The 25767-nt window shown below is 64.1% G+C and carries 22 protein-coding genes and 2 pseudogenes; 15 read left to right on the top strand and 9 right to left on the bottom strand.

Annotation, left to right across the window (positions count from 1 at the left end):
- Positions 1-45 precede the first annotated feature (45 nt).
- The 9 genes from ACVWYI_RS15980 to ACVWYI_RS15940 all read right to left on the bottom strand — a co-directional run bounded on the left by ACVWYI_RS15980 (position 46) and on the right by ACVWYI_RS15940 (position 8389).
- Positions 46-1173, bottom strand: a complete 1128-nt coding sequence (locus tag ACVWYI_RS15980) for a mandelate racemase/muconate lactonizing enzyme family protein (RefSeq protein ID WP_456662571.1) — start codon at positions 1171-1173, stop codon at positions 46-48.
- Positions 1174-1221: 48 nt separating this feature from the next.
- Positions 1222-2031 (bottom strand): tagatose 1,6-diphosphate aldolase, encoded by an 810-nt coding sequence (locus ACVWYI_RS15975; protein WP_456662570.1) that lies wholly within the window; start codon positions 2029-2031, stop codon positions 1222-1224.
- 225 nt (positions 2032-2256) lie between these two features.
- The gene (locus ACVWYI_RS15970) at positions 2257-3216 is read right to left on the bottom strand and encodes a sugar kinase (protein WP_456662569.1); all 960 of its coding nucleotides are present in this window, start codon (positions 3214-3216) and stop codon (positions 2257-2259) included.
- Complete coding sequence (locus tag ACVWYI_RS15965) at positions 3213-4286, bottom strand: ABC transporter ATP-binding protein (RefSeq protein ID WP_247340932.1); 1074 nt, start codon at positions 4284-4286, stop codon at positions 3213-3215. Before ACVWYI_RS15965 ends, ACVWYI_RS15970 begins: the two co-directional genes overlap by 4 nt.
- A gap of 6 nt (positions 4287-4292) precedes the next feature.
- Complete coding sequence (locus ACVWYI_RS15960; protein ID WP_456662568.1) at positions 4293-5297, bottom strand: zinc-dependent alcohol dehydrogenase family protein; 1005 nt, start codon at positions 5295-5297, stop codon at positions 4293-4295.
- A gap of 7 nt (positions 5298-5304) precedes the next feature.
- On the bottom strand, positions 5305-6003 hold the full coding sequence (locus ACVWYI_RS15955) for a carbohydrate ABC transporter permease (RefSeq protein WP_456662567.1): 699 nt from the start codon (positions 6001-6003) through the stop codon (positions 5305-5307).
- The gene (locus ACVWYI_RS15950) at positions 5957-6133 is read right to left on the bottom strand and encodes a hypothetical protein (protein ID WP_456662566.1); all 177 of its coding nucleotides are present in this window, start codon (positions 6131-6133) and stop codon (positions 5957-5959) included. Before ACVWYI_RS15950 ends, ACVWYI_RS15955 begins: the two co-directional genes overlap by 47 nt.
- A 4-nt stretch (positions 6134-6137) precedes the next feature.
- Positions 6138-6977 (bottom strand): carbohydrate ABC transporter permease, encoded by an 840-nt coding sequence (locus tag ACVWYI_RS15945; RefSeq protein WP_247444856.1) that lies wholly within the window; start codon positions 6975-6977, stop codon positions 6138-6140.
- Between the two features lie 110 nt (positions 6978-7087).
- Positions 7088-8389 carry an ABC transporter substrate-binding protein gene (locus ACVWYI_RS15940; protein ID WP_456662565.1) on the bottom strand — a complete coding sequence of 434 codons (1302 nt, stop codon included), beginning with the start codon at positions 8387-8389 and terminating at the stop codon, positions 7088-7090.
- Positions 8390-8587: 198 nt separating this feature from the next.
- Between ACVWYI_RS15940 and ACVWYI_RS15935 the strand changes: the two genes are divergently transcribed.
- The 15 genes and pseudogenes from ACVWYI_RS15935 to ACVWYI_RS15865 all read left to right on the top strand — a co-directional run bounded on the left by ACVWYI_RS15935 (position 8588) and on the right by ACVWYI_RS15865 (position 25766).
- On the top strand, positions 8588-9622 hold the full coding sequence (locus ACVWYI_RS15935) for a LacI family DNA-binding transcriptional regulator (RefSeq protein WP_247444858.1): 1035 nt from the start codon (positions 8588-8590) through the stop codon (positions 9620-9622).
- A 15-nt stretch (positions 9623-9637) separates the two neighbouring features.
- Positions 9638-10372, top strand: coding sequence for an SDR family NAD(P)-dependent oxidoreductase (locus tag ACVWYI_RS15930; RefSeq protein WP_456662564.1), 735 nt, complete (start codon positions 9638-9640; stop codon positions 10370-10372).
- A 312-nt stretch (positions 10373-10684) separates the two neighbouring features.
- Positions 10685-11935, top strand: a complete 1251-nt coding sequence (locus tag ACVWYI_RS15925; protein ID WP_247340939.1) for an ABC transporter substrate-binding protein — start codon at positions 10685-10687, stop codon at positions 11933-11935.
- Between the two features lie 131 nt (positions 11936-12066).
- The gene (locus tag ACVWYI_RS15920) at positions 12067-12894 is read left to right on the top strand and encodes a helix-turn-helix transcriptional regulator (protein WP_354105860.1); all 828 of its coding nucleotides are present in this window, start codon (positions 12067-12069) and stop codon (positions 12892-12894) included.
- Positions 12895-13094: 200 nt separating this feature from the next.
- A complete protein-coding gene (locus tag ACVWYI_RS15915) occupies positions 13095-14105 on the top strand; it encodes a branched-chain amino acid ABC transporter permease (protein WP_247444862.1) in 1011 nt (336 codons plus the stop codon).
- Between the two features lies 1 nt (position 14106).
- Positions 14107-15228, top strand: coding sequence for a branched-chain amino acid ABC transporter permease (locus ACVWYI_RS15910; RefSeq protein ID WP_456662563.1), 1122 nt, complete (start codon positions 14107-14109; stop codon positions 15226-15228).
- Positions 15221-16003 carry an ABC transporter ATP-binding protein gene (locus tag ACVWYI_RS15905; protein ID WP_456662562.1) on the top strand — a complete coding sequence of 261 codons (783 nt, stop codon included), beginning with the start codon at positions 15221-15223 and terminating at the stop codon, positions 16001-16003. The genes ACVWYI_RS15910 and ACVWYI_RS15905 overlap by 8 nt, the downstream gene beginning before the upstream one ends.
- Positions 15996-18207, top strand: a pseudogene (locus ACVWYI_RS15900) (Tm-1-like ATP-binding domain-containing protein). The gene ACVWYI_RS15905 and the pseudogene ACVWYI_RS15900 overlap by 8 nt, the downstream one beginning before the upstream one ends.
- Positions 18208-18210: 3 nt before the next feature.
- Positions 18211-19044: a phosphoenolpyruvate hydrolase family protein gene (locus ACVWYI_RS15895; RefSeq protein ID WP_247340947.1), complete on the top strand. Its 834-nt coding sequence runs from the start codon at positions 18211-18213 to the stop codon at positions 19042-19044.
- Positions 19045-19069: 25 nt separating this feature from the next.
- A complete protein-coding gene (locus tag ACVWYI_RS15890) occupies positions 19070-21964 on the top strand; it encodes a flotillin domain-containing protein (RefSeq protein WP_456662561.1) in 2895 nt (964 codons plus the stop codon).
- Between the two features lie 9 nt (positions 21965-21973).
- The gene (locus ACVWYI_RS15885; protein WP_247340951.1) at positions 21974-22411 is read left to right on the top strand and encodes an SRPBCC family protein; all 438 of its coding nucleotides are present in this window, start codon (positions 21974-21976) and stop codon (positions 22409-22411) included.
- Between the two features lie 5 nt (positions 22412-22416).
- A complete protein-coding gene (locus tag ACVWYI_RS15880; RefSeq protein WP_247340954.1) occupies positions 22417-22866 on the top strand; it encodes an SRPBCC family protein in 450 nt (149 codons plus the stop codon).
- The gene (locus ACVWYI_RS15875) at positions 22863-23681 is read left to right on the top strand and encodes an FAD binding domain-containing protein (protein ID WP_247340956.1); all 819 of its coding nucleotides are present in this window, start codon (positions 22863-22865) and stop codon (positions 23679-23681) included. The genes ACVWYI_RS15880 and ACVWYI_RS15875 overlap by 4 nt, the downstream gene beginning before the upstream one ends.
- Before the next feature lie 5 nt (positions 23682-23686).
- Positions 23687-24163 carry a (2Fe-2S)-binding protein gene (locus ACVWYI_RS15870; RefSeq protein WP_354044079.1) on the top strand — a complete coding sequence of 159 codons (477 nt, stop codon included), beginning with the start codon at positions 23687-23689 and terminating at the stop codon, positions 24161-24163.
- Positions 24164-24174: 11 nt separating this feature from the next.
- Positions 24175-25766: pseudogene (locus tag ACVWYI_RS15865) on the top strand (xanthine dehydrogenase family protein molybdopterin-binding subunit).
- Position 25767: the final 1 nt, after the last annotated feature.

Genomic DNA, 25767 nt, shown 5'->3' with positions numbered 1-25767 from the left:
AGAGTGATCCACAGTGGCCAGAAGGCCGACAGATCGCCCGCAAGTCTAACTGCTGCGATAGCGTTCGATATATGAAAGTTCAGGCACTATTCCGAGCCCCGGATCCTGGTCCAATTCAACCGTGCCGTCCCTCACATTGAGGATCGGGCCACAAAACAGATCGCGCAACGGATTGTCATTGGCATCGACTTCCAGCCAGCCGTCGCCACCGATACCGGCGAGAACATGCGCGGACGCAAGCAAGCCGAGGCCGCCGCCGAGATAGTGCGGACAGAAGGCCTTGCCCGCCTTCAGAATGTCGCGAGCCAGTCCAGCGCAGGCGCTGAGCCCGCCCCACTTCGCGATATCGGGTTGGACCACGCCGAGCACGTCTTCGGCCAGGGCTTCCTTGAAGCCTTCGACGCTCGAAATGTTTTCGCCGGCGGCAATCGGCATCTTCGCCTCGGCGCGCAGCTTGTGCCACTCCTCGCGCGGCCGATCGGCCCTGATGGGCTCTTCCAACCAACGCAAATCAAATTCGGCAAGGCGCGGCATCATCTCCAGCGCCTGCGTGACTGACCAGCCTTGATTGGCATCTGTGGCGAGCATGTCGGCACCAACGATCGCGCGCAGTGCAGCCAGATTGGCGAGATCGGTCTCGGCTCCGAACCCGACCTTCAGCTTCAACGCGCGATGGCCGCGCTTGAGCGCGGCTTCGGCTGTTTGCGCGGCGCCGCCGGGATTGATGCCGCTGGCATAGACCTTGATCCTGCGCGACTGCCCGCCGAGAAGCCGCCACAGTGGCAAGCGCTGCCGACGCGCGGAGAGATCCCACAGAGCGAGATCGATGCCCGAAATCGCCTGCGCGAACGGGCCGGGCTCGCCGCATTGAAGCGCAAGCACCTCGGTGCCCTTGGTCAGGACCTCGAATGCCAGCGCGGGACTATCGAACTTGCGCCCTACGAGGCCGGGCGCGAGCACCTCGTTGACGAGCCGTGCGCGATGCTCCGCCCCCGGTGCGGGGAAGTTGGACCAGGCTTCGCCCCACCCCTCGACGCCGTCTTCGTCGACAGCACGAACGAAGACGGCGGGGCGGTTGAGCATTTTTCCGAACGACGTCACCACCGGCGTCGCCAACGGATAGCGATAGCAGAACGCCTCGATCGAGCGGATGGTGAAGCTGTCAGTCGTCATGTTGCAGATCCTGCGAGCGAGATCGGACCACGCTGAACTGCCACCCTCTCAATAGGCGCGCGCGAAGTCACCTTCCTGCTTGATATCAGTGAACACAGGAAAGCGCGCCTTCCACGGCGTGCCTTTGGCCGTGGTCAGTTCGCTGAGCCGTTCGAGCACGTTGAGGCCATCGTTGCGCAGGCTTGCCGACACCGCCGCGCGGTCCGGAAAATTCTTCAGGACGGCATCGAGCCAGATGGTGCGGCCGGCGAGGAAGCCGCCGGCGCCCGCAGCATAGGCGAAGTCGAGGACGCGCTCGAACTTTTCGGGCGCAGCGCCACCCGACAGCAGCACCCAGGGGATGTTGCGCTCGCGGCAGAGATCGCCAATCGAATCGAATTCCTTCTGCGCGGCTTTCGCTTGCGCACTGCCGTCGCGGGCCGGCAGGCTATTGGCCGCCAGCGGGCTCTCCAGCTTGAGGAGATCGACGCAGTATTCCGGCTTGGCAAACTCGCGGACGCTGTCGATGACGAGGCCCGGCAGCTTGCCCGGCGACTCCACGTAATCAGCGCTGTGATTGGCGCTGCCGAGGAACGGATAGACAAGCAGCTCGAGGACATAGGGAATGTCCTGGCGGGCGCAGTCCTCGCCGATCTCGCGGACAAACCGCTTCTGATGTTCGTTCACCGCGGCATCGGCATCCGGCCGGTACCAGGCCAGCACCTTGACGGCATCGCTCCCCATGGCACGGATTTTCTCCACGCTCCAGTTGGTGATTGCGCGTGACTTGCGACCGCCTGCGGTTTCTTCGACGCGATGCTCTTCCAGCGTCATGATCAGGCCGCAGCGCGGCGGCAGCAGATCGATCGCGGCAGGCAACCGCGAAATTTGGGTCGAACAGCATCGAGCTGCAATGCGGCGCGAGGTTCTCGACCAGGAGACGCTTGGCCGCCGTCACGTCGGAATATTCGACCTGATCCCGCGCGATGCCTCTTGCTTTCGCGATAGCATCGAAAAGTGGCGGCCGCTGATCCAGCGCGACCATGCGAAAGTGGCCATCCGCGTCTGCGAGCCGTGCCAGGCCGCGGTTCTTTCCAATCGTTCTCATGGCTTCGTCCTCATGAATGCAAGACACTCGTTGATGGTGGGGATTCCGTTGCGGCCGCCGGCGTGGCGGCATTTCATCGCAGCTGTCGCTGCCGAAAACGCCATGGCGGCGCGCACATCGAGGCCGACGCCGATCGCAAGCGCATAGGTGCCGTGGAAGACGTCGCCCGCGCCGGTGGTGTCGACGACATCGACCGCAAACGCGGCCTGCTGGTGCAGTTGGCCATTCTCGTACCAGCTCACGCCCGCATCACCGCGCGTGACGGCGATGACACGGCAGCCGAAGCGCGCGAGCGAGGCAAGAGATTCATCTCTAGCCGAGCCGGCAAAGGATGTGAGCGCGGGTTCGGAGAAGATCGCGTGGTCGGTCAAGGGCAGCAGCCGCTCGAATACGTCGGCATCGGCCACGTCGCCGTCAAGCACCGCGGGAATGCCGCGCGCGCGGGCTTCACGGAACAACGTCGCGGCACCTTCGACCCAGCGCGGATCGGCCAGCACGGAGGATGCGCGGGCGACCGCTTCGAGCGGAAGCCAATCCGCAGCTTCCGGGAACAGGCCACGGAAGTTGACGATCTGCCGCTCACCCGAGCGATCGACGATGATTCCGGAGACGGAGGAGCGGCCATTGGGAAACAGCCGGAAATTATCGACATCGACGCCTTCGGCAACAAAGGCCGAGCGCATCTCCGCGCCCGCGGCATCATTGCCTGCCCGGCCCCAGAACGCGACGGAAGCGCCGAGCTTTGCCACCGCGACTGACGCATTGGCAGCCATGCCTCCGCCAAGCGCGCCGTAGCCGGCGGCCTTGATCTTCTCGCTTCCACCCACGAACAGACGATCGACGCGCCAGACCTGGTCAAGCGCGGACAATCCCAGGCAGACCACCTGCACAGGCCGGGCCCCGGACGCCACGTCCGCCAGCGCCGACATATCTCCGATGTTCGCCGACGCGCTCACCGTAAGACCTGCCCGTTGGTCGCATCGAACAAATGGGTCTTGCCCGCCTGCGGACGCAGGCCGAGACGATCGCCGACCTTTGGCCGCAGGGACGGATCGACCCGCGCGATCGACGACACGCCGGCGAGATCGAAATGGATCAGCGTATCCGAGCCGAGCGGCTCGACGAGCTTGACGTCGATGGCGATGCCGTCGGCGGCATCGGGAGCAATGGCAAAATGTTCAGGGCGAACACCGACGACAGCGCTGCCGGCCTGCCGCAGGCGGCCCGCGGTCTCACCATCCAACGGCAGCGTTGCTCCTCCTTGCGAAAGGATCGCACGCTCCTCGAGCCATTCTACGGCGAAGAAATTCATGGCGGGCGAGCCGATGAAGCCGGCCACGAACTGGTTGGCCGGCCGCTCGTAGACCGTCTCCGGCGTGTCATATTGCTGGATCGTGCCGCTCTGGAGCACGACGATCCGGTCCGCCATGGTCATGGCTTCGATCTGGTCATGGGTCACGAAGACCATGGTGGTCTTGAGCTCCTGCGACAGCGCCTTGATCTCCGCCCGCACCTGCCCGCGCAGTTTTGCGTCGAGATTGGACAGCGGTTCGTCGAACAGGAACGCCTTGGGATTGCGCACGATCGCGCGGCCCATGGCGACCCGCTGGCGCTGACCACCGGAGAGCTCTTTCGGCTTGCGGTCGAGATAGGGCTCGATGTGCAAAAGCGCGGCGGCGCGCTTCACCCGCGCATCGATCTCCGCCTTCGGCGTCCCCCGCAACTCCAGCGCAAACGACATATTGTCGTAGACGCGCATGTGCGGATAGAGCGCGTAGTCCTGGAACACCATCGCAATGTCGCGCCGCGCGGCCTGGACGCCGTTGACGCGCTTGTCGCCGATATAAAGGTCTCCCGATGAAATCGGCTCGAGGCCCGCAATGATGCGCAGCAGGGTCGACTTGCCGCAGCCGGACGGGCCGACGAACACTACGAATTCGTGGTCAGCGATCTCCAGATTGAGATCGGGGATCACGGTGAAATTGCCGTAGCGCTTGACGAGGTTACGGATCGATATCGAGGCCATGATCGTTTAATCCAGCGCCAGAACTGGCTTGATCAACTCGCCCTTGGCGAACCGCGCGAAATTCTCGGGCAGAGCCGACAGGCCGAACTCGCCATCGACGAGCACGCGGTACTCGTCCTTGTACTTGCGCAGCAACTCGACATTCGGCTCGAAGTCCGAGACCGGGAAATAGAAGGTCCGGATCATGTAAAAATCCTTGCGGCGGAACACCTTGCCTTCCTCGATAGTCCAGGGCGCGGCGTTCTCGCCGACCAACACCAGCGCGCCCCGCGGCAGCACGAGTTCGATCCCGAGGTTGCGCGCGGCATGCGCGCCGGAGCATTCCATGATGAGGGCAAAGCGTTTTGACGCATCGCCCACCGGATGCGCCTTCGCACCGAACGATTGCGCGATCTTCAGGCGCGCCGCGTTCGGATCGGCGACGTGGATGTCGTCGTAGCCGAGCGCACGGAGCGCCAGTACGACGCCGAGACCGACAGGCCCTGCTCCCATCACGAGAACCGGCCCCGCCTCGCCCGGCGGCACCACGCGGCTGACAAAGCGCACGGCGTGGCCGGACGTGCCGATGGTGTCGAGCAGGAGCGGCGCGAGGCTGTCCTCGATATCGTCGGGCACCGGAAGCAGGCAATTTTCCGGCACCGGCACATATTCGGCATAGCCGCCGGGCCTGTTCCAACCGATCAGGCTGGAGACTTCGAGGCACATCTGGGTATCGCCGCGCTTGCAGGCGGCACAGTGATCGCAATGCAAGGGAATATAGACGGCGCAACGGCGGCCATGCAGGCGGTGACCGGGCTGCTCGACGACGCCGAAAATCTCGTGGCCAGCGGTGAACTCGGCGCCCTTGTGCCAGAGCTTGAAGTCCGAACCGCACAGCGCGGTGCGCGAGACACGCACGAGGAGCTCGCCTGCCCCGACGTCAGGCATCGCCACCCGCTCGATGGTGATGCGGTCGTGGCCGTGGAAGACCGCCGCCTGCATGATCGAATTCGGTCGTGGTGACAAATTCATCAGATACCTAACCTTTCACCGCACCGAGCGTCAGCCCAGACACCAGCCAGCGCTGAACCAGGGCGGCCAGCACCAGCGGCGGCAATGCGATCAACGTCGCCGCGGCCATGAGGGCGCCCCATTGCGTCGAGCCTTCGCCGATGAAGTTGAAGGCCGCCGCGATCAGCGTCTTGGTGTCACCATTCGAGAGCACCAGCGCAAACAGGAAGTAGTTCCACGAGAATACAAAGGCGAGGATCGCGGCGACGGCGACGCCGGATGCCACCAGCGGCAGCGCGATACGCCAAAGGATGCGCGTAACGCTGCATCCATCGACCTGCGCCGCCTCGAAGATGCTGCGCGGGATACCATCGAACGACGGCAGCAGTACCCAGATCACGATCGGCAGCGTGATGACCGCGTGGCTGAGGATCAGCGCCGTGTACGATCCGATCATGCCGACCTGCCTGAACATGACGTACCACGGCAGCAGGAACAGCGTGCCGGGCGCCATGCGCGCCGCGAGCGTCAGGATCGCCGGCCACGTAATCCGCGTCCAGGACACGGCGAAAGCGGCAGGAATTCCGAACAGCAGCCCGAGCGCAGTCGAGCCGATGGTGACGATGAGGCTGTTGAGGGCATAGCTCAGGAACGGCGTGGTCTTCGTCAGCTCGACATAGTTATCCAGCGTCGGCGTAAAGACCAGCGTCGGCGGATAGGCCGTCACCTCGAACGATGGCTTGAACGAGGACAGCCACCATCCAGACCGTGGGCGCCATGATGATGATTCCGGCCAGCACGAGCTGCACCAGATTGAGCCAGCGGATCCAGCGATCGGTGTTGACTGCGTCCGTCATGGTGTCACCATGCCACCGCGCCGCGAAGGCGGTTGAAGGCGAGCACGGCGCCGAACACGATCGCTGTCAGCGTCAGCATCAGCGCGCTGGCATAGCCGATGTTGAAGAATTCGAAGCCGACCCGGAAGCCATAGATGTTGAGCGTGTTCGAGGCGTTGCCCGGGCCGCCCTGGGTGGTGATGTAGATGATGTCGAAGAAGCGCAGGAGATCGACGCTGCGCAGGATCGCCGCGGTGACGATCGTCGGCAGCAGCAGCGGCAGCGTGATGCGCTGGAACGTCTTGAATGGAGTTGCGCCGTCGATTTGCGCGGCTTCGTAGACGCTCGGTGGCAGGGATTGCAGGCCACCCAGCACGATCAAAGCGACATAAGGAGTCCACTGCCAGCTGTCGATCAGTGCGATGGTCGGAATGACCAGTGACGGCGATGCCAGCCAGTCGGACGGCGGCAGGCCTAACGACTGGAGGATATAGTTGGCCGCACCCAGCGAAGGATCGAGGATCACCAGCCACATCATGCCGGCCACCACCGGCGGCATCATGAACGGCGAGATGAATAGCGAGCGCACGATTCCGGGCAAGCGCTTGGCGTGGAACAGCACCAGCGCGAGCCAGACCCCGAAGACGAGTTGGAGCATCAGCGACAGCACGAACAGCGCAATGGTGATCCACAGCCCGTGCCAGAATTCGTAGTCGGAGATCAGCTTGGAGTAATTGGCGAGGCCGGCAAAGGATTGCTTGCCGGTCGAGGAGAAAGTCTGGAAGCCGAGCCAGATCGTATAGACGACCGGAAACGCGATCATCGCGACCGTGAAGATCACGGCCGGCGCCGAGAGGGCCGACATTTCCAGTCGCTGTCGGTCCCGCGTTATTGTCGCAGCCGCATCAGACATGCGTCCGGTGTCCTTGATCGGTTGAGATTCCGGTCGGCACGAAGCCGACCGGCATCGGGCCGTTACTTCTGTGCGATCAGCGCGTCGAGCGCCTTGTCGGCGTCAGCACAAGCCTGGTCGATCGGCTTCTGCTTCAGGATGAGATCCTGCACGGCTTGGCCGATGAACTCGCGCGACTCGGGGTTGGCGACGATGGGATAGCCGACCTCGGAGGAGCCCTTGGTGGCGAGCACGTCGAGCGCGGCCTGCCATTCCTTGCGCACCGGTTCTTCGTCGATCCACTTGCGATATTCAGGATCCTTGGCGACGGACGGGCGCGGCGGAGCGATGCCCTGGAGCGCCATCTTCTTCTGCACCTCGGGGCTGGTCGCCCATTGCACGAAATACCAGGCTGCGTCCGGCTGCCTGCTGTGCGAGGACACTGCCATGCCCCAGCCGATCGTGGTTGGCACCTGCCCGGCCTCGCCCGCCGGGAACGGCAAGAGCCCCGTATCCTTGAGGCGCGCGCCGCCTTCCATCACCGTGCGCAACTCATTCGACGATTCAAACGCCATCGCAGCGCGGCCGCTGCGGTAGAGCGCGGAAATCTGCTGGAAGCTGTAGTTGACGACGCCGGGCGGTCCAAAGTCACGCAGCAACCGGCTATAGGTGTCGAGTGCCTCCTTGCCCTTGGCCGAGCAGAGGTTCGACTTGCCGGCGGCGATGTAGCTGCCGCCGACATTGTGCAGCACATTGCTGAAGGTGTAAGCGATCGCAGGCTTGAGGCCGCGCGAGACGAACGGCGTGACCGCGCTGTCGCAGGTCTTGATCTTCTCGGCCGCGGCCTCGACGTCCTTGATCGTTTTCGGCGTCTCGATGCCGCATTTCTTGAAGATGTCGGTGCGGTAATAGAAGATCGGACCTTCGATGTTCATGGGCATGCTGGTCAGCTTGCCGCCGAAGGTCGCAGCCTTCAGGAGGGCCTGGCTCAGCCCGGCCGGGTCGTATTCCCTGGCGACATCGTTCTTGGCCATCGCGGTGAGATCCCCGTACCAACCGGCGGCGGCGAACTGTTCGCCTTCACGCGAGGGCAGCGTCATGAACACGTCGACCTCGTCGCTGTTCGCATTCATGACCGTGATCAGACGCTGGCGCATCTGCTGTTCCTGATAGCCGTCGACCTTTAGCGTCATGCCGGTCAGCTTTTCGAAATCGGCCTTGTAGGTCAGCAGCGCCTGCGAGACCGGATTGTTGTTGGCGAGAAAGGTGACCGTCTTGCCCTTGAATTTCATCCAGTCGAAATCGGCCGCGCGAGCCTGCGCACTGGCGGCGGCAATTGCGAGAACCGGCAATGCGACATGCGTCGCGAGCATCCTGGCCTTCATCGAACTCTCCTCCCGGTTGGCCCGCCTTAAGCTGGCGGACCTTTTTGAACGCGATCTGTTTGAACATTGGCTGAAAACGGTTACATCCTAAGCATCACATCGGCCCTGTCAAGCGATGGACAAACCGCACAATCTAAGGCAGATTTACAATATCGCCGCTACCCAACGGCCGCCTGATGTCAATGTAACGTTACATTTATGAGACTGACGAACGCCAAATCTGTGAAGCAGGGCATCCGCGCCGTTGCGGCACGCGCCGGCGTCTCGACCGCGTCGGTCTCGCGCGTTCTCAACAATCCCGACGCGGTAAGTCCCTCTTTACGCGCGCGCATCACGCAGGCCATCGAGGCACTCGGCTACATCCCTCATGCACCGGCGCGCATCCTGTCGTCGCGGCGCTCGCGCACGCTGGGCGCGATCGTGCCGACGATCGACAACACGATGTTCGCGCGCGGTATCGCTTCGCTTCAGCAGTATCTCTCCTCGGTTGGATACATGCTGTTTCTCACCACCAGCGGCTATGATCTCGATGTCGAATTACAGCAGGCGCGCAACCTGATCAGCCGCGGTGTCGATGGCCTCGTGCTTCGCGGCGACTGCCATCATGACGGGTTGCGCAAGCTGCTCGCGGACAATGCAGTGCCCTTCATCAATGTCGGCATCTATCAGCCGGACCGGCCCTACCCCTGCGTCGGAACCGACAATGAAGCTGCCGCGCACCGCGCAGCCACGCATGTCATCGAACTCGGCCATCGCCGCATCGGAATCGTCTCGGCCCTCCAGCGCAACAACGACCGCGCCAGCGCCCGCGTTGCCGGCTTTCACCGCGCGCTCACGGAAAACGGCCTCGAACGCCCCCCGCAATGGCACGTCGAGGTGCCCTATACGCTGGACGACGCGCGCGAGGCGGCGCGCTATCTCCTCAATCTGAGTGATCGTCCAACGGCCGTGGTGTGCGGCAACGACGTTATCGCCTACGGCGTCCTGCTCGAGGCTGAACGCAGCGGTTTTTCGGTGCCGCGCGATCTATCAGTCGTCGGCTTCGACGACCTCGACTGGAGCCGCCATTTGCGACCTAGCTTGACCACGATCCATGTTCCGACCGGAGAGACCTGGCAGCGCGCAGGAGAATATCTGGTGCGCAGCCTCGCTGGCGAGCAAACCATCATGCATCGAGAGATCGATTTTTCGCTGGTAGTCCGCGAATCGACAGCTTCGCCTCCCAAATCCTGAAGTGAGATCCTTGCGATGAGCTCAATCTTTTCTCTTGCCCCCGGCTTTCATGCCGTGGTGATCGGCGGGGCCGGCGACATCGGCGCCGCAATCAGCAACCAGTTTTGCGACCTCGGCGCAACCGTGACTGCAACAGGTGCCAACGAGACCGATCTTGCGCGCACCCTGCTGAAATCGCGTACCGGGCTCACGCTCGCATCGCTCGACGTCACGAACGACGACGCTGTCACCTCTTTCTCCCGACAGCACGAGCGCGTCGACGCGCTGATCAACTGCGCCGGGATTCTCGCGCGCGACAAGGAATTCGAAATCGAGACCTTCATGAAGGTGCTCGACGTCAATCTCACCGGCACGTTCCGAACCTGCATGGCGTTCCGTCCGCTGCTCGCCGAGAGAGGAGGGTCGATCGTCAACATCGCCTCGATGAATGCCACGCTGGCGCTGCCGCGGATTCCCGCCTACTGCGCCAGCAAAGGCGGCGTCGTGATGCTGACCAAGGCGCTCGCCTTGAAATGGGCCGAGGAAGGTATCCGCGTCAATGCCGTGGCGCCCGGCTATATCGAAACGGCGATCAACGCGGCCGGCCGCACCGATCTCGCACATTATCAGCGCATCGCCGACCGCACCGCGTTCAAGCGCTGGGGGCAACCGGAAGACATTGCAGGCGCCGTTGCCTTCCTCTGCATGCCGGCCTCGCAGTACGCGACCGGAACAGTTGTCGCCGTAGACGGCGGTTTCTTGGCGGGATGATTGACCCGACGCTCCCGGCCACAAGGGCTTCGCATTAGCCAGAACTGACGCGTCCGAGCCTGCAACAAGCACGCTGCTCGTTCATCTCTTTGCCGAAGACATGCGCGAGAGTGCACCGCAGAACGATTTGCGCCGCAACATTCAAAATGAGACTGGCCGTTAAGCCGCGCACGGCTCCGACACGTGCGCTGCATCCGAGTTCGGTTAGCTTCCATTTCAAGAACCGCCAGCCTCGTCAAAACGCCGCACCTCGCGGCGGACGCGCGAGGGTGCGGTAAAAAATTGCGACAAGAACGCCCAGGGAGGGGAGCAATGTTGAGAAGCAGTCTAGGACTGATCGCGTTGAGCAGCCTATTACTTTCGGGCACCGCCTTCGCACAGGAGAAGATCAAGGTCGGCGTCACCGCGACGCTCGAAGGCACCTACACCGTGCTCGGCGAGGACGGTATCCGCGGCTTCCAGACGGCCCTCAACGTGCTCGGCAAGAAGGTCGGCGACAAGGAACTCGAATTTGTCATCGCCTCGACCGACGCGACGCCCGACTCCGCGGTCCGCGCCGTACGAAAACTGATCGAGCAGGACAAGGTGCAGATTCTGCTGTCGCCGCTGTCCGGAGACGAAGGCATCGCGGTCAAGAATTTTGCAAAGACCCATCCCGAGCTGACCTTCATCAACGCCGCCTCCGGCGCCCAGGAAACGACCTATGTCGATCCGGCTCCAAATTTCTTCCGCTACAACATGGACGGCGCGCAATGGCAGGTCGGCCTCGGAAAATACGCCTTTGAGGAAAAGAAGTATCGCAAGATCGCCACCGTCGGCGAAGACTACTCCTTCATCTACACCCAGGTGTTCGGCCTCGTGCTCGAGTTCTGCGGTGCCGGCGGACAGGTCACCAACCGGCAATGGGTGCCGCTTGGCACCAAGGACTTTGCCTCGGTCATCGCCGCGCTGCCCGACGACGTCGATGCAATCTATCTCGGCCTCGGCGGCGCCGACGCCGTCAACTTCCTCAATCAGTACCAACAGGCCGGCGGCAAGGCGCATCTGATGGGCGGCTCGATCATGATCGACCAGACCATCCTGTCGTCCAAGGGCAACGCCAAGAACGCGCTGGTCGGCACGCTGGCCGCGAGCGGCCAGGCCGACACCTGGGAAAACCCCGGTTGGCAGAAGTTCGTGAAGGACTATCAGGACGCCTTCCCGCCCAACAAGCGCTTCCCGAGCCCATCGCTGCTCGCCACCAACTATTACGGCTCGACCATGGCGCTGATCCTGGCGCTGCGTCAGGTCAACGGCGATCTCTCCAACAACCAGGCCAAGTACAAGGAAGCACTCGCCAAGATCGAACTCGACGCACCCAACGGCAAGATCAAGCTGGATTCCAACCGCCAGGCGATCGGCACCAACTTCGTCACCGAGGTCGTCGACGACGGTAAGGGCGCGCTGTTTTCAAAGGTCGTGAAGGTGATTCCGAACGTCAACCAGACGCTCGGCTACGATCCCGCGGTGTTCGCCAAGATCGGTTTGCCAAGCCGTACAGTACCGGAATGTAAGAAGTACTGACGTAGTCTCGTTCGCGAGCGATGGCGGACTTGGGAGAGATTTGCAAGGCGCGGACTTCGTGCGCCCTTGCATTCTCTCCCCGGTTGTTGAACGCTACCGAAAAAACGACAAGAGCTTTTGGGAGGGAAGGCATGAGCCGGGCGCTCGCCGTCTTCCACGGCCGCTTTGGCCGGGCGACGGTCTATCAGTTGAACCGCCCTTTCAACATCCACGCACATCGCGAAGGTCATCTGATCTTCCATGTCGGGGGACGTCCCGCTTGCATCGATGTCAGCGAGGGACATTACGAACTCACCGAAGGTTCTGTCGTCGCGGTCAATCCATGGGAGCCGCATAATTTCCTGCCATCCGATCTGGAAGGCGGCGCCGTTTTCTTCGTGCTCTATGTCAATGCGGAGTGGTTCGCGCCCGATGCGCCCGGCGCCGACCGTCTGCGCTTCGGCCGTACCCAGTTCACGCGGTCGGTTGCGCTGGACAAGCATATCAGGCACGCAGCCGCCCTCGTGTGCGGCGCACCGTCGCTCAACAGCCTCGATGGCGAGCTGAGAGGTCTGATCGATATCTGTTACGACGAAAGCTGGCAGCAGGCCGCGACGGCGCGTGATCCTCGCGCAAACGGCTCCGTCACAGATTTTCGCGTGCGCAAGTGCATCAAGATGATGTCGGAAAGTCCCGGCGCCGAGATCGAGCTCGACACTATCGCGCGCGAATCCGGCCTGTCGCGGCCGCATTTCTACCGGCTATTCCGCACCCAGACCGGCGTCACCCCACACCTCTATCTCAACACGCTGATGATGGAGCAGGCGCTGGAGGCGCTGGTGGCGAGCGAAGCGCCGATCGCCGATATCGGCTTCGACCTCGGCTTCTCATCGCAGAGCGGATTCACTCGTTTCTTCGCCGCCAATGTCGGCATGGCGCCGACCGATTATCGCCGCGCGGCCAAGGTTTTGCGCACCTGACGGCACGCGAAAAGATACTCACGATCAAGTGCCTCCCTTATGGCCGCATTAGGATGCGCCAAACGCGGTCCCGAAAAGAGGATCGCACTCGATAGGGAGCGCACGTTCATGGCAGGGCTTGCGGCCGGCAACGGTCTGCGTGCCCCTTCGCCCCGCTTGCGGGGTGAGAGTTGGGGTGACGTGAAGACGGAGCGGCGATCATGACCCGCTTTGTCGAACGCCATCCCGCCTGGGCACTGATTGTCATCATCGCGATCGCGGTGGCGCTTTGGCTGATTTTCGCGGTGTGGCCGCAGGGCCTTGAAGAAGCGATCGGCCGCAAGCGCGTCTTCCTCAACGCTGTCTTCAACGGCATCACGCTCGGCGGGCTCTACTTCCTGGTCGCCAGCGGTTTTACGCTGATTTTCGGCCTGATGCGCAACGTCAACCTCGCGCACGGCTCGCTCTATTTGTTCGGCGGCTATGTCGGCTACGCCATCAGCGCCTCGACCGGCTCATGGGTTCTCAGCTTCATCGTCGCCTTCATCCTGACGGCACTGGTCGGCGTCCTGCTTCAGGTCCTCGTCTTCCGCCGCATGGAGGGCCAGGACCTGCGCCAGACCATGGTGACGATCGGCCTTTCGATCGTGTTCGCCGATTTGATGCTGTGGGCCTGCGGCGGCGATTTCTATCAGATTCAGACCCCGAACTGGCTGATCGGACCTGTGGAGCTGCCGCTGGTCACCGCGATCAAATCATCAGGCGAGCCGGTCTATCTGCGCTATCCCTTGGTCCGGCTCGTGATCTTCGCCGCCTCAGTCGTGATCGGCGTGGCGATGTGGCTGGCGCTCAACCGCACGCGCATCGGCATGATCATCCGCGCCGGCGTTGACGATCGCGACATCCTGGCTGCGACCGGAGTGCGGATCCAGCTCGTCTTCGTGGTGGTGTTTGCGCTCGGCGCCGGGCTCGCCGGCATCGCCGGAGTCGTCGGCGGGACTTTCCAGTCGCTCTCGCCCGGCGAGGATATCCGCTTCCTGCTCGCCTCCCTCGTTGTCGTGATCGTCGGTGGCATGGGCTCGATCCCGGGAGCCGCGCTGGGCGCGCTTATCATCGGCCTCGCCGAGCAGCTCGGCTCGGTCTACATCCCGACCTACGCTATCGTTGTGACCTTCCTGATCATGGTGCTGGTGCTGGCAATTCGGCCGCAGGGCCTGTTGGCGAGGCGCTGACATGTCCCTCGCTCACGACGCCCACGTCACGGTTCGTCCCACGGCTGCGGTTCAGGACTCCAAATTGCGCGGATGGCCGGAGATCGACAATCCAGCGGCCTGGATCGTCGCGGCCATTCTCCTGATCATGCCGCTGATCGCCAACGGCTTCTTCCTGATCGAGATCTTCGCGACCGCGCTGATTCTCGGAATCATGGCGCTGAGTCTGATGTTTCTTGCCGGCTATGGCGGCATGGTCAGCCTGATGCAGCTCACCATCGCGGGTTTCTCCGCCTATATGGTCGCGGTGTTCGGCGTCAGCGGCAACGCCAATATCAGCTTGGGCTGGCCGTGGTGGCTCGCGGTTCCGATGGCACTCGCGCTGGCGACCATCTTCGGCACGCTTGGCGGCGCGCTGGCCGTGCGCACTGAAGGCATCTACACCATCATGATCACGCTCGCGATCGGCGCGGCGTTCTATTATTTCACCAACCAGAACTGGGCGATCTTCAACGGTCATACCGGCATCAACACCGTTGCCACGCCGCATTTCTGGGGCGTCAACTGGCGCGCCGACATTCCCTACTATTATATCGTGCTCGCGGTAGCCGCACTCTGCTACTTCGCCGTCGACTACATCTCTCGCGCCCCGTTCGGCCTGGCGCTGCAAGGCGTGCGCGACAATCCCCGCCGCATGGCGGCACTCGGCTTCCACGTCAATGCGCACCGCGTCGCGGCTTACGCCTTCGCGTCCTTTGTCGCGGCGCTGGCCGGGGTGCTCCAAGTCTGGAATTACGGACAGATCTCGCCGGGATCCGTGAGCGTTGCAGCCTGCATCGATATCCTCATCATCGCAGTGGTCGGCGGCATCACGCGGCCCATCGGTCCCTTTATCGGTGCGCTGATCTTCGTGCTGCTGCGCACCTTCGCCCTCGACTTCCTGGTCAAGCTGGGGCTCGACGGCAACCGCTTCCGGCTCCTGATCGGCCTTGGCTTCCTCGCCATCGTGTTCTGGTCCTCGGACGGCGTCATCGGGCTCTGGCAGAGCTGGCGGCAGCGCCAACGTTCCGGCGCGGTCAGTTCAAGCGGCCGACGTGGCCGAGTATCTGGCCAAGGATCTGGCCAAGGATCCAGCCATGGATAGCGTCGCGCAACGCCTCTCTGCCGTCGGTGCCGGCGCAGCGCTGGAGCTTCGCGGCGTGACGCGCATGTTCGGCGCGCTCGCGGCGATCACCGACGTTACCATTACCGTCCGCCCCGGCGAACGGCGCGCCGTGCTCGGCTCCAACGGCGCCGGCAAGACCACGCTGTTCAACTGCATCACCGGCGACTTCCCGCCTTCTTCCGGCACCATCCGCTTCTTCGGCGAGGACGTCACGCACTTCCCGCCCGATGAACGAATCCGCCGCGGCCTGCGCCGGACTTACCAGATCTCCGCGCTGTTCCCCGGCCTCACCGTCCAGGACAATGTCTATCTCGCTTGCCGTGGCGTCTCACGGGGGCGGTTCTCGTTTCTCCGCCCCGGCCAGAACGACGCGCTGATGCACGCGGCCGAAAATCTCGTGCAGGCCGTCCATCTCACGGGCGTGAAGGATCAGCACGTTGCCGAGCTCGCACATGGCCAGCAGCGCCAGCTCGAGATCGCACTGGCGCTTGCCGGCGCGCCTCGCTTCGTCCTGTTCGATGAACCGGCCGCAGGACTGTCGCCGACCGAGCGTGCCGAGCTGATCGAGATATTGACCTCGCTGCCGGCGCATATCGGCTACATCATCATCGAGCACGACATGGACGTGGCCCTGCGCGTCGTCGAGAGCGTCACGATGATGCACAACGGGCGTATCTTCAAGGAAGGCCGTCCGCAGGAGATCGAGTCCGATCCCGAGGTGCAGGAGCTTTACCTCGGAGGCGGCCATGAGTGAGGCCCGCCGTTCCGCAGCCGCGCTCGAAGTCCGCGGCCTGGACGTCTACTACGGCCATTCGCATGCGCTGCAGGGCGTGGACCTGACGCTCGAGGCCGGCGTGTTCTCGGTCGTCGGCCGCAACGGCATGGGCAAGACCACTCTGTGCAAGGCCATCATGGGGCTGGCGCCGGTCAGCGGCGGCTCGATCCGCGTCCGCGGCGATGAAATTACCCGGCGGCCGCCCGCCCACATAGCCCGACTCGGCGTCGGCTACGTCCCGCAAGGACGGCGGCTGTGGCGTTCGCTCAGCGTCGACGAGCATCTGCAGCTTGCTGCAGGCTTGCGCCGCGGCGCCTGGACGGTCGAGCGCATCTACGAGACGTTTCCGCGATTGGCCGAGCGCAAGAATCACGGCGGCGGCCAACTCTCCGGCGGCGAGCAACAGATGCTCGCGATCTCGCGCGCATTGCTCACCAACCCGCGGCTCCTGATCATGGACGAACCCACCGAGGGGCTTGCGCCTGTTATCGTCGCCCAGGTCGAGGAGATGCTGCTACAGCTTGGCGAGGACGGCGACATGTCCGTCCTTGTGATCGAGCAGAATATTGGCGTGGCGACCGCCGTGTCGCGCAACGTCGCCATCATGGTCAACGGTCGCGTCAACCGCATCATCGATTCGGCGCGGCTGGCCGCCGACCGCGAACTGCAGCAGCGCCTGCTCGGCGTCGGATTGCACGCCGAGCTCGAGCTCGACCTCGACTTGCCCGCGGGTACGGAGGCGAAGCCTGCCCCGCGGCAAGCGCGCCCAGGCGGCGCGATCCGCATCTACATGTCGAACCCGACGCCGCCGACGCGCTGGTCGCAGCCGGTGCCGATCGCTCGCATCGAGGCCGCCGCCCGTACGTTCTCGGCACAGGCGATGCGTCTCGACGAGACGGCACGGCGCAGGCGCGAACCGGTCGCGGCGCAAACGCAGGGCCACCCGGTCGTGCTCGTCGTCGGTACGCTCGACACCAAGGGCACGGAGCTCCGCTTCATCCGCGACATCATCACCGGAGCCGGTCTGCGCACGCGATTGGTCGATGTCTCCACCAGCGGCAGGCACGCGGCCAGCGACGTCTCCGCTCAGGAGATCGCCTTGAACCACGGTCGGGGCGGATCGGCGGTGTTCGGACCCGACCGCGGCGCCGCCGTCACCGCGATGGCCGAGGCGTTCGCCAGCTGGCTGCGGCGCCAGAGCAATGTTGCCGGCGTGATTTCGGCGGGCGGCTCGGGCGCGGCCTCACTGGTCGCACCGGGTATGCGGACCCTTCCTGTCGGGGTGCCGAAGCTGATCATCTCGTCCGTCGCCTCCGGCGACGTCGGGCCCTATGTCGGCGCCGCGGACATCACCATGATGCATTCGGTCGCCGACGTGCAGGGCCTCAACTCGATTTCACGCGCCGTGCTCGCCAATGGCGCCAACGCGCTGGCCGGCATGGTCAAGGCGCGCCTCGAACAGCATGCACGCAAGGATCGCGGCGACAGCGGATTGCCGTCGGTCGGCATCACCATGTTCGGTGTCACGACGCCGGCGGTACAGAAGATCGCGGCCGGCCTCGGCGGGGATTTCGAGTGCATCGTCTTCCACGCCACCGGCGTTGGCGGCCGCTCAATGGAGAAGCTCGTCGATTCCGGACAGCTCGCGGGCGTCATCGACCTCACGACCACGGAGGTCGGCGATCTCCTGATGGGCGGCGTGTTCCCGGCAACCGACGACCGCTTTGGCGCCATCATCCGCAGCCGGGTGCCTTTCATCGGCTCGGTTGGCGCACTGGACATGGTGAATTTCGGTGCCCCCGAGACCATCCCGGAGCGCTACCGCGGCAGGAAATTCCACGTCCACAACCCGCAGGTCACCCTGATGCGGACCACGGCGGAGGAGAACGAGCGCATGGGGCAATGGGTCGCCGATCGGCTCAACCGGATGGACGGCCCGGTGCGCTTCTTCCTGCCCGAGGGCGGCGTCTCCGCGCTCGACGCGAGAGGACAGCCATTCTGGGATCCGGAACGCCGATGCGGCGCTGTTCCGCGCGCTGGAGCGGAACGTGCGGCAGACCGCCAACCGTCAGCTCATCCGCGTCTCCAAAAACATCAACGATCCCGAGTTCGCCTCCACCATTGTCGGCGCGTTCCGAACATTGTTCGGCCGCACCGGGGCGCGCCGGAGACTAGCGAGGTGACCGATGGCCCGGTTTGAACGCGCAGCACTGTTGAAACGATTCCGCGACATGGCCAGGCGCGGCGAGCCCATCGTCGGCGGCGGCGCAGGCACCGGCCTGTCGGCCAAATGCGAGGAGGCCGGCGGTGTCGACCTCATCGTCATCTACAATTCCGGTCGCTACCGCATGGCCGGCCGCGGCTCGCTCGCGGGATTGATGGCTTACGGCGACGCCAACGCAATCGTGCTGGAAATGGCCGGCGAAGTGCTGCCCGTCGTAACCAGGACGCCAGTGCTCGCAGGCGTCAACGGAACCGATCCGTTCCGCGACATGGATCTTTTCCTGGATCAGTTGAAGGCGCTCGGCTTCGCTGGCGTGCAGAACTTTCCGACCGTCGGCCTTATCGACGGGGTGTTCCGCGCCAACCTCGAAGAGACCGGCATGTCCTATGCGCTGGAGATCGACATGATCGCAAAGGCGCGCGAGAAGGACCTGCTGACGACGCCCTACGTCTTCAGCGAGAAGGAAGCCGCGGCGATGGCTATCGCAGGCGCGGATATCATCGTCTGTCATCTAGGCCTGACGACCGGGGGCACCATCGGCGCGCAGACCGCGCTCAAGCTGAAGGATTGCCCAGCGCACATCGACACCTGGGCCTCCGCCGCGCTCAGCGTCAATCCAGACATTCTGGTGCTCGCTCATGGCGGACCGATTGCCGATCCGGACGATGCCGATTTCATCATGAGGAACACGCGCCACTGCCACGGCTTCTATGGCGCCTCCTCGATGGAGCGGCTGCCGGTCGAGCGGGCGCTGACGGATCAGGTGCGCAAATTCAAGGCGATCGGCGCGCGATAACGCCGGAAGGACGAGGGAGAGAAACATGTCAGGGACTTTAGTCGGTGAATTGATCCTCTGGCTGATCGTCGCCGTCGTGGTGATCGTGGTCGGCGTTTATATCGTGAACTGGCTCTATCACCGCTCATCCAAGGAGACCTCATTCGTCCGGACCGGCCTGCTCGGTGAGCGCGTCGTGATCAACGGCGGCGCGTTCGTGCTGCCTTTCATTCACGACTACACGCCGGTCAACATGAACGTGCAGCCGATGGGCATCGTGCGCTCCCGGCAGGACGCCGTGATCACCCGTGACCGCATGCGCGTCGACATCGAGGCCGATTTCTATGTCCGCGTCCAGGCGACCCGCGAAGCCGTGTCCATCGCGGCCGCCACGCTCGGCCGCCGCACCATGGAGCCCGAACAGCTCCACGCCCTCCTTGCCGGAAAATTCATCTCAGCTATTCGTTCCGTTGCCTCGGAGATGACCCTCGAGCAGATGCACGAGCAGCGCGGTGAGTACGTCGCCCGCCTCAAGGCGAACGCGGCAGAGGCCCTCGCCCAGAACGGACTCGAGCTGGAATCGGTCGCGATCACCGATCTCGACCAGACCGATCTCGAATTCTTCAACCCCTCGAACCGCTTCGACGCCGAAGGTCTGACACGCCTGATGGAGGACATCGAGGCGAAGCGCAAGCTGCGCAACGACATCGAGCAGGATTCGATGATCAAGATCCGCTCCCGAAATTTGGAGGCAGAGCGGCAGGCTCTTGAGATCGAGCGCGAAAGCGAAACGGCGCGCCTCGAGCAGGAGCGCGACATCGAGATGCGCCGCGCCCTGCAACGCACCGAGGTCGCGCGTGAGCGGGCCCTGCGCGAGACCGAAGCCGAGCAGGCGCAGATTTCCGCCCGCGAGACTATCGAGAAGGCGCGCATCGCCAACGACCAGGCGATCGCCGAAGCCCGCATCGCCTCGGAGCGTGAGACCCGTCAGCGGGAGATCGAGCGCACCCGCACCATCGAGGAGAAGGAGCTGCTCGCACGGGAGGAGATCGAGAAGACCCGGATCGCCAACCAGCGCTCGATCGATACCAGCCGCATCGCCTCCGAGCGCGAGGTGCGCCAGCGCGAAATCGAGCGGATGCGGACCATCGAGGAAGCCGAGATAGCCGCCCGCGAGGCGATCGAGAAAGCGCGTATCCAGCAGGACCGCGTGGTGACCGACGCCCGCATCGCCAACGAAGAGGAGACCCGGCGCCGCGAGATCGAGCGGACCCGCGCCGTGGACGAAGCCGAGATCGCGGCCCGCGAGGCGACCGAAAAGGCCCGCATCGCCCAGACCATGATCGTCAATGTCGAGCGTATCGCATCTGATGAGCGCACCCGCGCGTTGGAGATCCAGCAGGTGCGTATCATCCAGGAAGCCGAGATTGAGGCGCAGCGCGCCGTCGAGAGCGCGCGCATCACCCGTGAGCACAGGCTCGCCGCCGAGCGCATCGCCGCCGAGCAGAATACCCGTCAGTTGGAGATCGAACGCAACCAGACGCTGGAAGTCGCAGGGGTCGCAGCGCGCGAAGCGACGGAAGCCGCCCGCATCACCCAGGAAGAACGTGTTCGTTCCCTGGAAATCGCCCGCAACCGCGTCGTCGAGGAAGCCGACATTGCCTCCCGCGAAGCCATCGAGGCCGCCCGGATTGCGCAGGAGAAGTCCGTTGCAGCCGAGCGTATTCAGGCCGAGCGTGACACGCGCACGCTCGAGATCGAGCGCACCGCCGTGCTCGAGGCCGCCGAGTTGAAGCGTCGCGACGCCATCGAGCGACAGCGCATCGGCGTCGATCTCGCGCTCGAAGCCGAGCGGATCACTTCCTCCAGGAAACGCGAGGTGCTCAATATCGAGCATAAGAAGGCGATCGAGATCGCGGATGAGGACCGCGTCATTGCGCTCTCGACCAAGAAGTCCGAGCGCATCGACGCCGACCGCCAAGTTAAGCAGGCCGAGATCGTCGCACGCAAGGAGCTCGAGACCACGGACGTCTCGCGCGAGCAAGCGCTGGAGGCGGCGCGGATCGAACGCCGCCGTTCGATCGAACAACTCGAGGTCGCCCGCGTCCAGTCGCTCCAGGAGTCCGAGATTGCCGCGCGCGAAGAGGTCGAGCGCGCCCGCATCGCATCCGATCGCGGCCTGGACGAGGCCCGCATCGGCCGCGAGCGCGAGCTGCGCAAACTCGAAATCAATCGCGAGAAGGAGGTCGAGACCGTTTTGATGGAGAAGGCGATTGCGATCCACCTGAAGTCGTTGGAGGAATCCGCGGCCAAAACCTCGGCCGAGGAGGCGCGTGTGCATGCGACCGAAGCCACCGAGCGCGTCATCACCGCGCGCGAGAGCGAGATCGCGAAGCGCCGGAAGACCGTGGAGATCCTGATCGCCGAGAAGCAGGCTGAGGAAACGCGAATTGCCGCGGAAGCCGAGCGCGTCCGCGCCGCGGTCGAGGCCGAGGCGCAGCGCATGCTCAATGAGGCCGAAAATGTACTGACCGACCAGGCACGCTACTCGCTGTTCCGCAGAAAGCTGCTCGACCGCATCGAGGGCATCGTCCGCGAGAGTGTCAAGCCGATGGAGAAGATCGAGGGCATCCGCATCCTTCAGGTCGATGGCCTCAACGGCAATGGCCATGGCGGCAATGGCGGCCGCAGCGCCACCGACGAGGTGATCGACTCGGCGCTGCGTTATCGCGTCCAGGCGCCGCTGATCGACTCGCTTCTGGCGGACATCGGCGTCGAAGGCGGCAGCCTCGCCAAGATGCCGGGCCTGATCCGGGAGGCCCGCGACATGCAGGGCATCAAGGAGTCCGCGCGCAAAGGCGGCGGCGAGAAGCCGGCTGCTGCGCCCTCGCCTTCCGACGGCGAGCCGCCCGCGGAGCGTAGCCCCCGGAAGAAGGGCTGAGGTCGCACCATGGCCCGCGTCTACATCTCAACCGTCGTCAACGCGCGCAACGACCGCGTCTGGGCGCGGGTGCGCGACTTCAACGGTCTGCCGAACTGGCATCCCGCGATTGCGGAAAGCCGCATCGAGGGCGGCGAGCCCTCCGACAAGATCGGCTGCGTCAGGGATTTTCGCCTGCGCAACGGCGATCGTATCCGGGAAAAGCTGCTCGGCCTGTCCGATTACGACATGTTCTGCACCTACTCGATCCTCGAATCCCCGATGGGGGTCGAGAACTACGTCGCGACGCTACGGCTGACGCCGGTCACGGATGGCGACCAGACCTTCATGGAATGGACCGCAGAGTTCGACTGCGCACCCGAACGGGAGGCGGAACTGGTCGGAAATATCGGCGGCGGCGTGTTCCAGGGCGGCTTCGACGCCCTCAAGCGCCAGTTCGGAGGGTGAGCGCCGTGCCGCATGTCGTCAAGAGCACGATCCTGGATGCGCCGACCGGTTCCGTGTGGGCCGTGCTGCGCGATTTCAACGGGCACGATCGCTGGCATCCGGCGGTCGCAGCCTCCACGATCGAGCGTGCGCAGGCCTCGGACAAGATCGGCTGTGTCAGGCGCTTCAAGCTGCAGGACGGCTCGGAGCTGCGCGAGCAGTTGCTGACGCTGTCGGATCTGGAGCAGACCTTCAGCTATTGCCTGCTCGATACGCCGATCCCGATGTTCAACTACGTGGCCCATGTCCGCCTGCTGCCCGTGACGGACGGCGACCGCACCTTCTGGCACTGGGAATCCCGCTTCTCGACGCGGCCGGAAGACAAGGACCGCATCACCCACATGGTCGCGGAAGACATCTACCAGGCGGGATTCGAAGCGATCCGCCGACACCTCAAGGAGGCTGTGTCAACATGACTGTGACGGTGAAGACCTTCACGAGTTCAAGCGAGGCCGCCGCCGCGCTGTCGTCCGATCGCAACGCGCGCTATCTCGGCGGCGGCACGCTCGTGATGCGCGCACTGAACGAAGGCGACATCTCGCTCTCGACCGTCGTGCGCGCCAATGACCAAGCCTTGACGCGCATCGACCCATCCGGCCCGCGGATCACCCTGGGTGCTGGCGTAACTTTCGCCCGGATTCTGGGCGAGCGCGACCTCGCTTTCCTACACGCCCCTGCCCGCTCGATTGGTGGCCCGGCGGTCCGCAACATGGGTACGGTGGGTGGCAATCTGTTCGCGCCCAATCCCTATGGTGATTTCACCGTCGCCCTGCTTGCACTCGATGCCACGGTGGCCCTGCAAGGCGGCTTTGGGTCGCGCGACATTCCGATTGAGGAGTTTTTGCAATCGCGCGAGAGGCAGGCGGGCACGCTCGTCTTGTCGGTATCCTGCACGCGGCCGACAAGCGCAGAAGCTTTTCACTACCGCAAGATCGCACGGATCAAGCCCAAAGGCGGCTCGGTCATCACGCTCGCCGCACATCTGCCGATCAGTGGCGGACGGATCGCCGGGGCGCGCATTGCATTGGGATCGATGGCGCCGACGCAAATACGTGCGCGGGCGGCCGAACGCGCGCTGGAAGGCCGCTCGCTCGACGCCGCGACTGTCGAGGCCGCAGCCGCTGCAGCCGCGGAAGGGACATCGCCGTCTGACAACGCGCTCAGTAGCGCCTGGTACCGCCGCGAGATCGTCGGCGTGCATCTGCGTCGTCTTCTCTTGGGTCAGGAATAGATCGTATGGCCAAGACTGCCCTGCAATTTCGTCACAACAGCAGCGATGTCGCCATTTTCGTTGATGGCGGAACCAACCTGCTCGTGGCGCTTCGCGAATTGATCGGCGACATGACGCCGAAGTTCGGCTGCGGACAAGGGGGCTGCGGCACGTGCAGTGTCCTGATCGACGGCGAGCTCCATCTCTCCTGTCTGACGCTGGCCGAGACCGTCGCCGGCCGCTCCGTCGAGACGCTGGATAGCCTGAAGCAGGGACCCAACCTCCATCCGCTGCAACGCGCCTTCGCCGAGAATTTTGCCGCCCAGTGCGGCTATTGCACGCCGGGCATGCTGATGGCGGCCAAGGCGTTGCTCGACCGCAATCCCTCTCCGAGTCGCGCCGAAGTCGTCGAGGCGATCTCCGGCAACATCTGCCGCTGCACCGGCTACGAGCCGATCATCAACGCCATCCTCGCCGCCTCCGGCGGCCGGGCAAGCGCCTAAGGGACCAGACCATGCTGGAATTGCGCAAGGATATTTTCGCCGACGAGCGCGACGACAATCTCAAGGAGATCGGCAAGGGCACCCAGCGCCAGGACATGCTCGGCCATGTCACGGGCACGTCGAGCTATTTCAACGACCACAAGCTCCAGGGCATGCTGCACCTGAAAGTCGTCCGCTCGACCCATTCGCATGCAAGGATCCGGCGGATCGACACCGCGGACGCCGAACGCTCAGCCGGCGTGCGCCGGATCATCCGCGGCTCCGACGTGCCCCGCAATCTCAACACGCTCTTGAGCCTGATCAATTTCGGCAAGGACGACGAACCGTCGCTGGCCATCGACAAGGTCCGCTACAAGGGTGAACCGATCCTGGCCATCGTCGCCGACAGCGAGCGCGAGGCCTTCGAGGCGATCGCGAAGGTGCGGATCGACTATGAGCCCCTGCCGGCCGTGTTCGACGTCGAAGATGCGCTGAAGGCCGGCGCGCCGATCGTCAACGATACTTATCCGAAGAATGCCTTCATTTACCACGACGTTTATGACCACCAGAAACTCCGCTTCGGCGACGCCGATGCCGCCCTCGCGACCGCCGATCACGTGCTCGAACAGCGCTACCAGATGTCGCCTATCGAGCACGCGCCGACCGAAACCAACGGATCGATCGCGGCGCCCGACACCAACGGCCGCTATGTCGTCTATACGTCGACGCAGGCGCTGTTCTTCTCGGTTGACACCTGCGCCAAGATCCTCGACGTCCCCTCCAACACTTTTCATTTCATTGGCGGCACCGTCGGCGGCGGCTTTGGCGGCAAGGTGGACACGCTGACCGAACCTTTATGCATCCTGGGCGCGATGCTGACGGGACGTCCCGTGAGCGCTACGTGTTCGGACGCGAAGAGGAGATGCAATATGGCCCGCCGCGCGGCGCCGAGCGCATCTACATCAAGGACGGCGTGATGCGCGACGGCCGTGTCGTCGCGCGCAAGATCCGGGCATATTTCGACAGCGGCGCATATACGCGGCTCTCGAGCTATGCCGCGGTGAAATGCGCAGCCCACCTGCCCGGCCCCTACACCATCCCGAACGTCTATGGCGACGTCTACTGCGTCTTCACCAATCGCACGCCGGCGACCGCAATGCGCGGCTTCGGCGTCACTGCAATGGATTTTGCGATCGAGTGCCAGATGGACAAGCTGGCGCATCTCGTCAGCATGGATCCGATGGAGTTCCGCATCCTCAATGCCTATCGCGACGGCGACATGAAGGCCCATCGGCGCGAGGCCAAGAACACGGCGCTGATCGAGTGCGTCCAGGTCGCGGCCGAGAAAGCCAAATGGCCGATCCGCGACGAGTTCAAGCGCGCCTCCTCCCGCAAGGACGGTGGCGGCAGCCGTGCCGCCATCCCGCGGACGCCTGCCGACACCAACGCGGGGACAACCGCGCCGGCGCAGCAGCGCACGAGCTATGATCGCCTGCCGACGGCCGCGTCGCGCGAACCACCGCGCGAGCCGCCACCACCCGCACCGCCGCCGTCACCGCGACCGGCGTCGCCCTCGCATGGAGCGGGCCGCTTCTCATCCGTGTTCGGCACCAGGAGACGTTGAG

Source organism: Bradyrhizobium sp. LB13.1 (assembly GCF_054056815.1).
The sequence above is the reverse complement of the archived record's forward strand: the minus strand, read 5'-3'. Positions and strand labels throughout refer to the sequence as shown.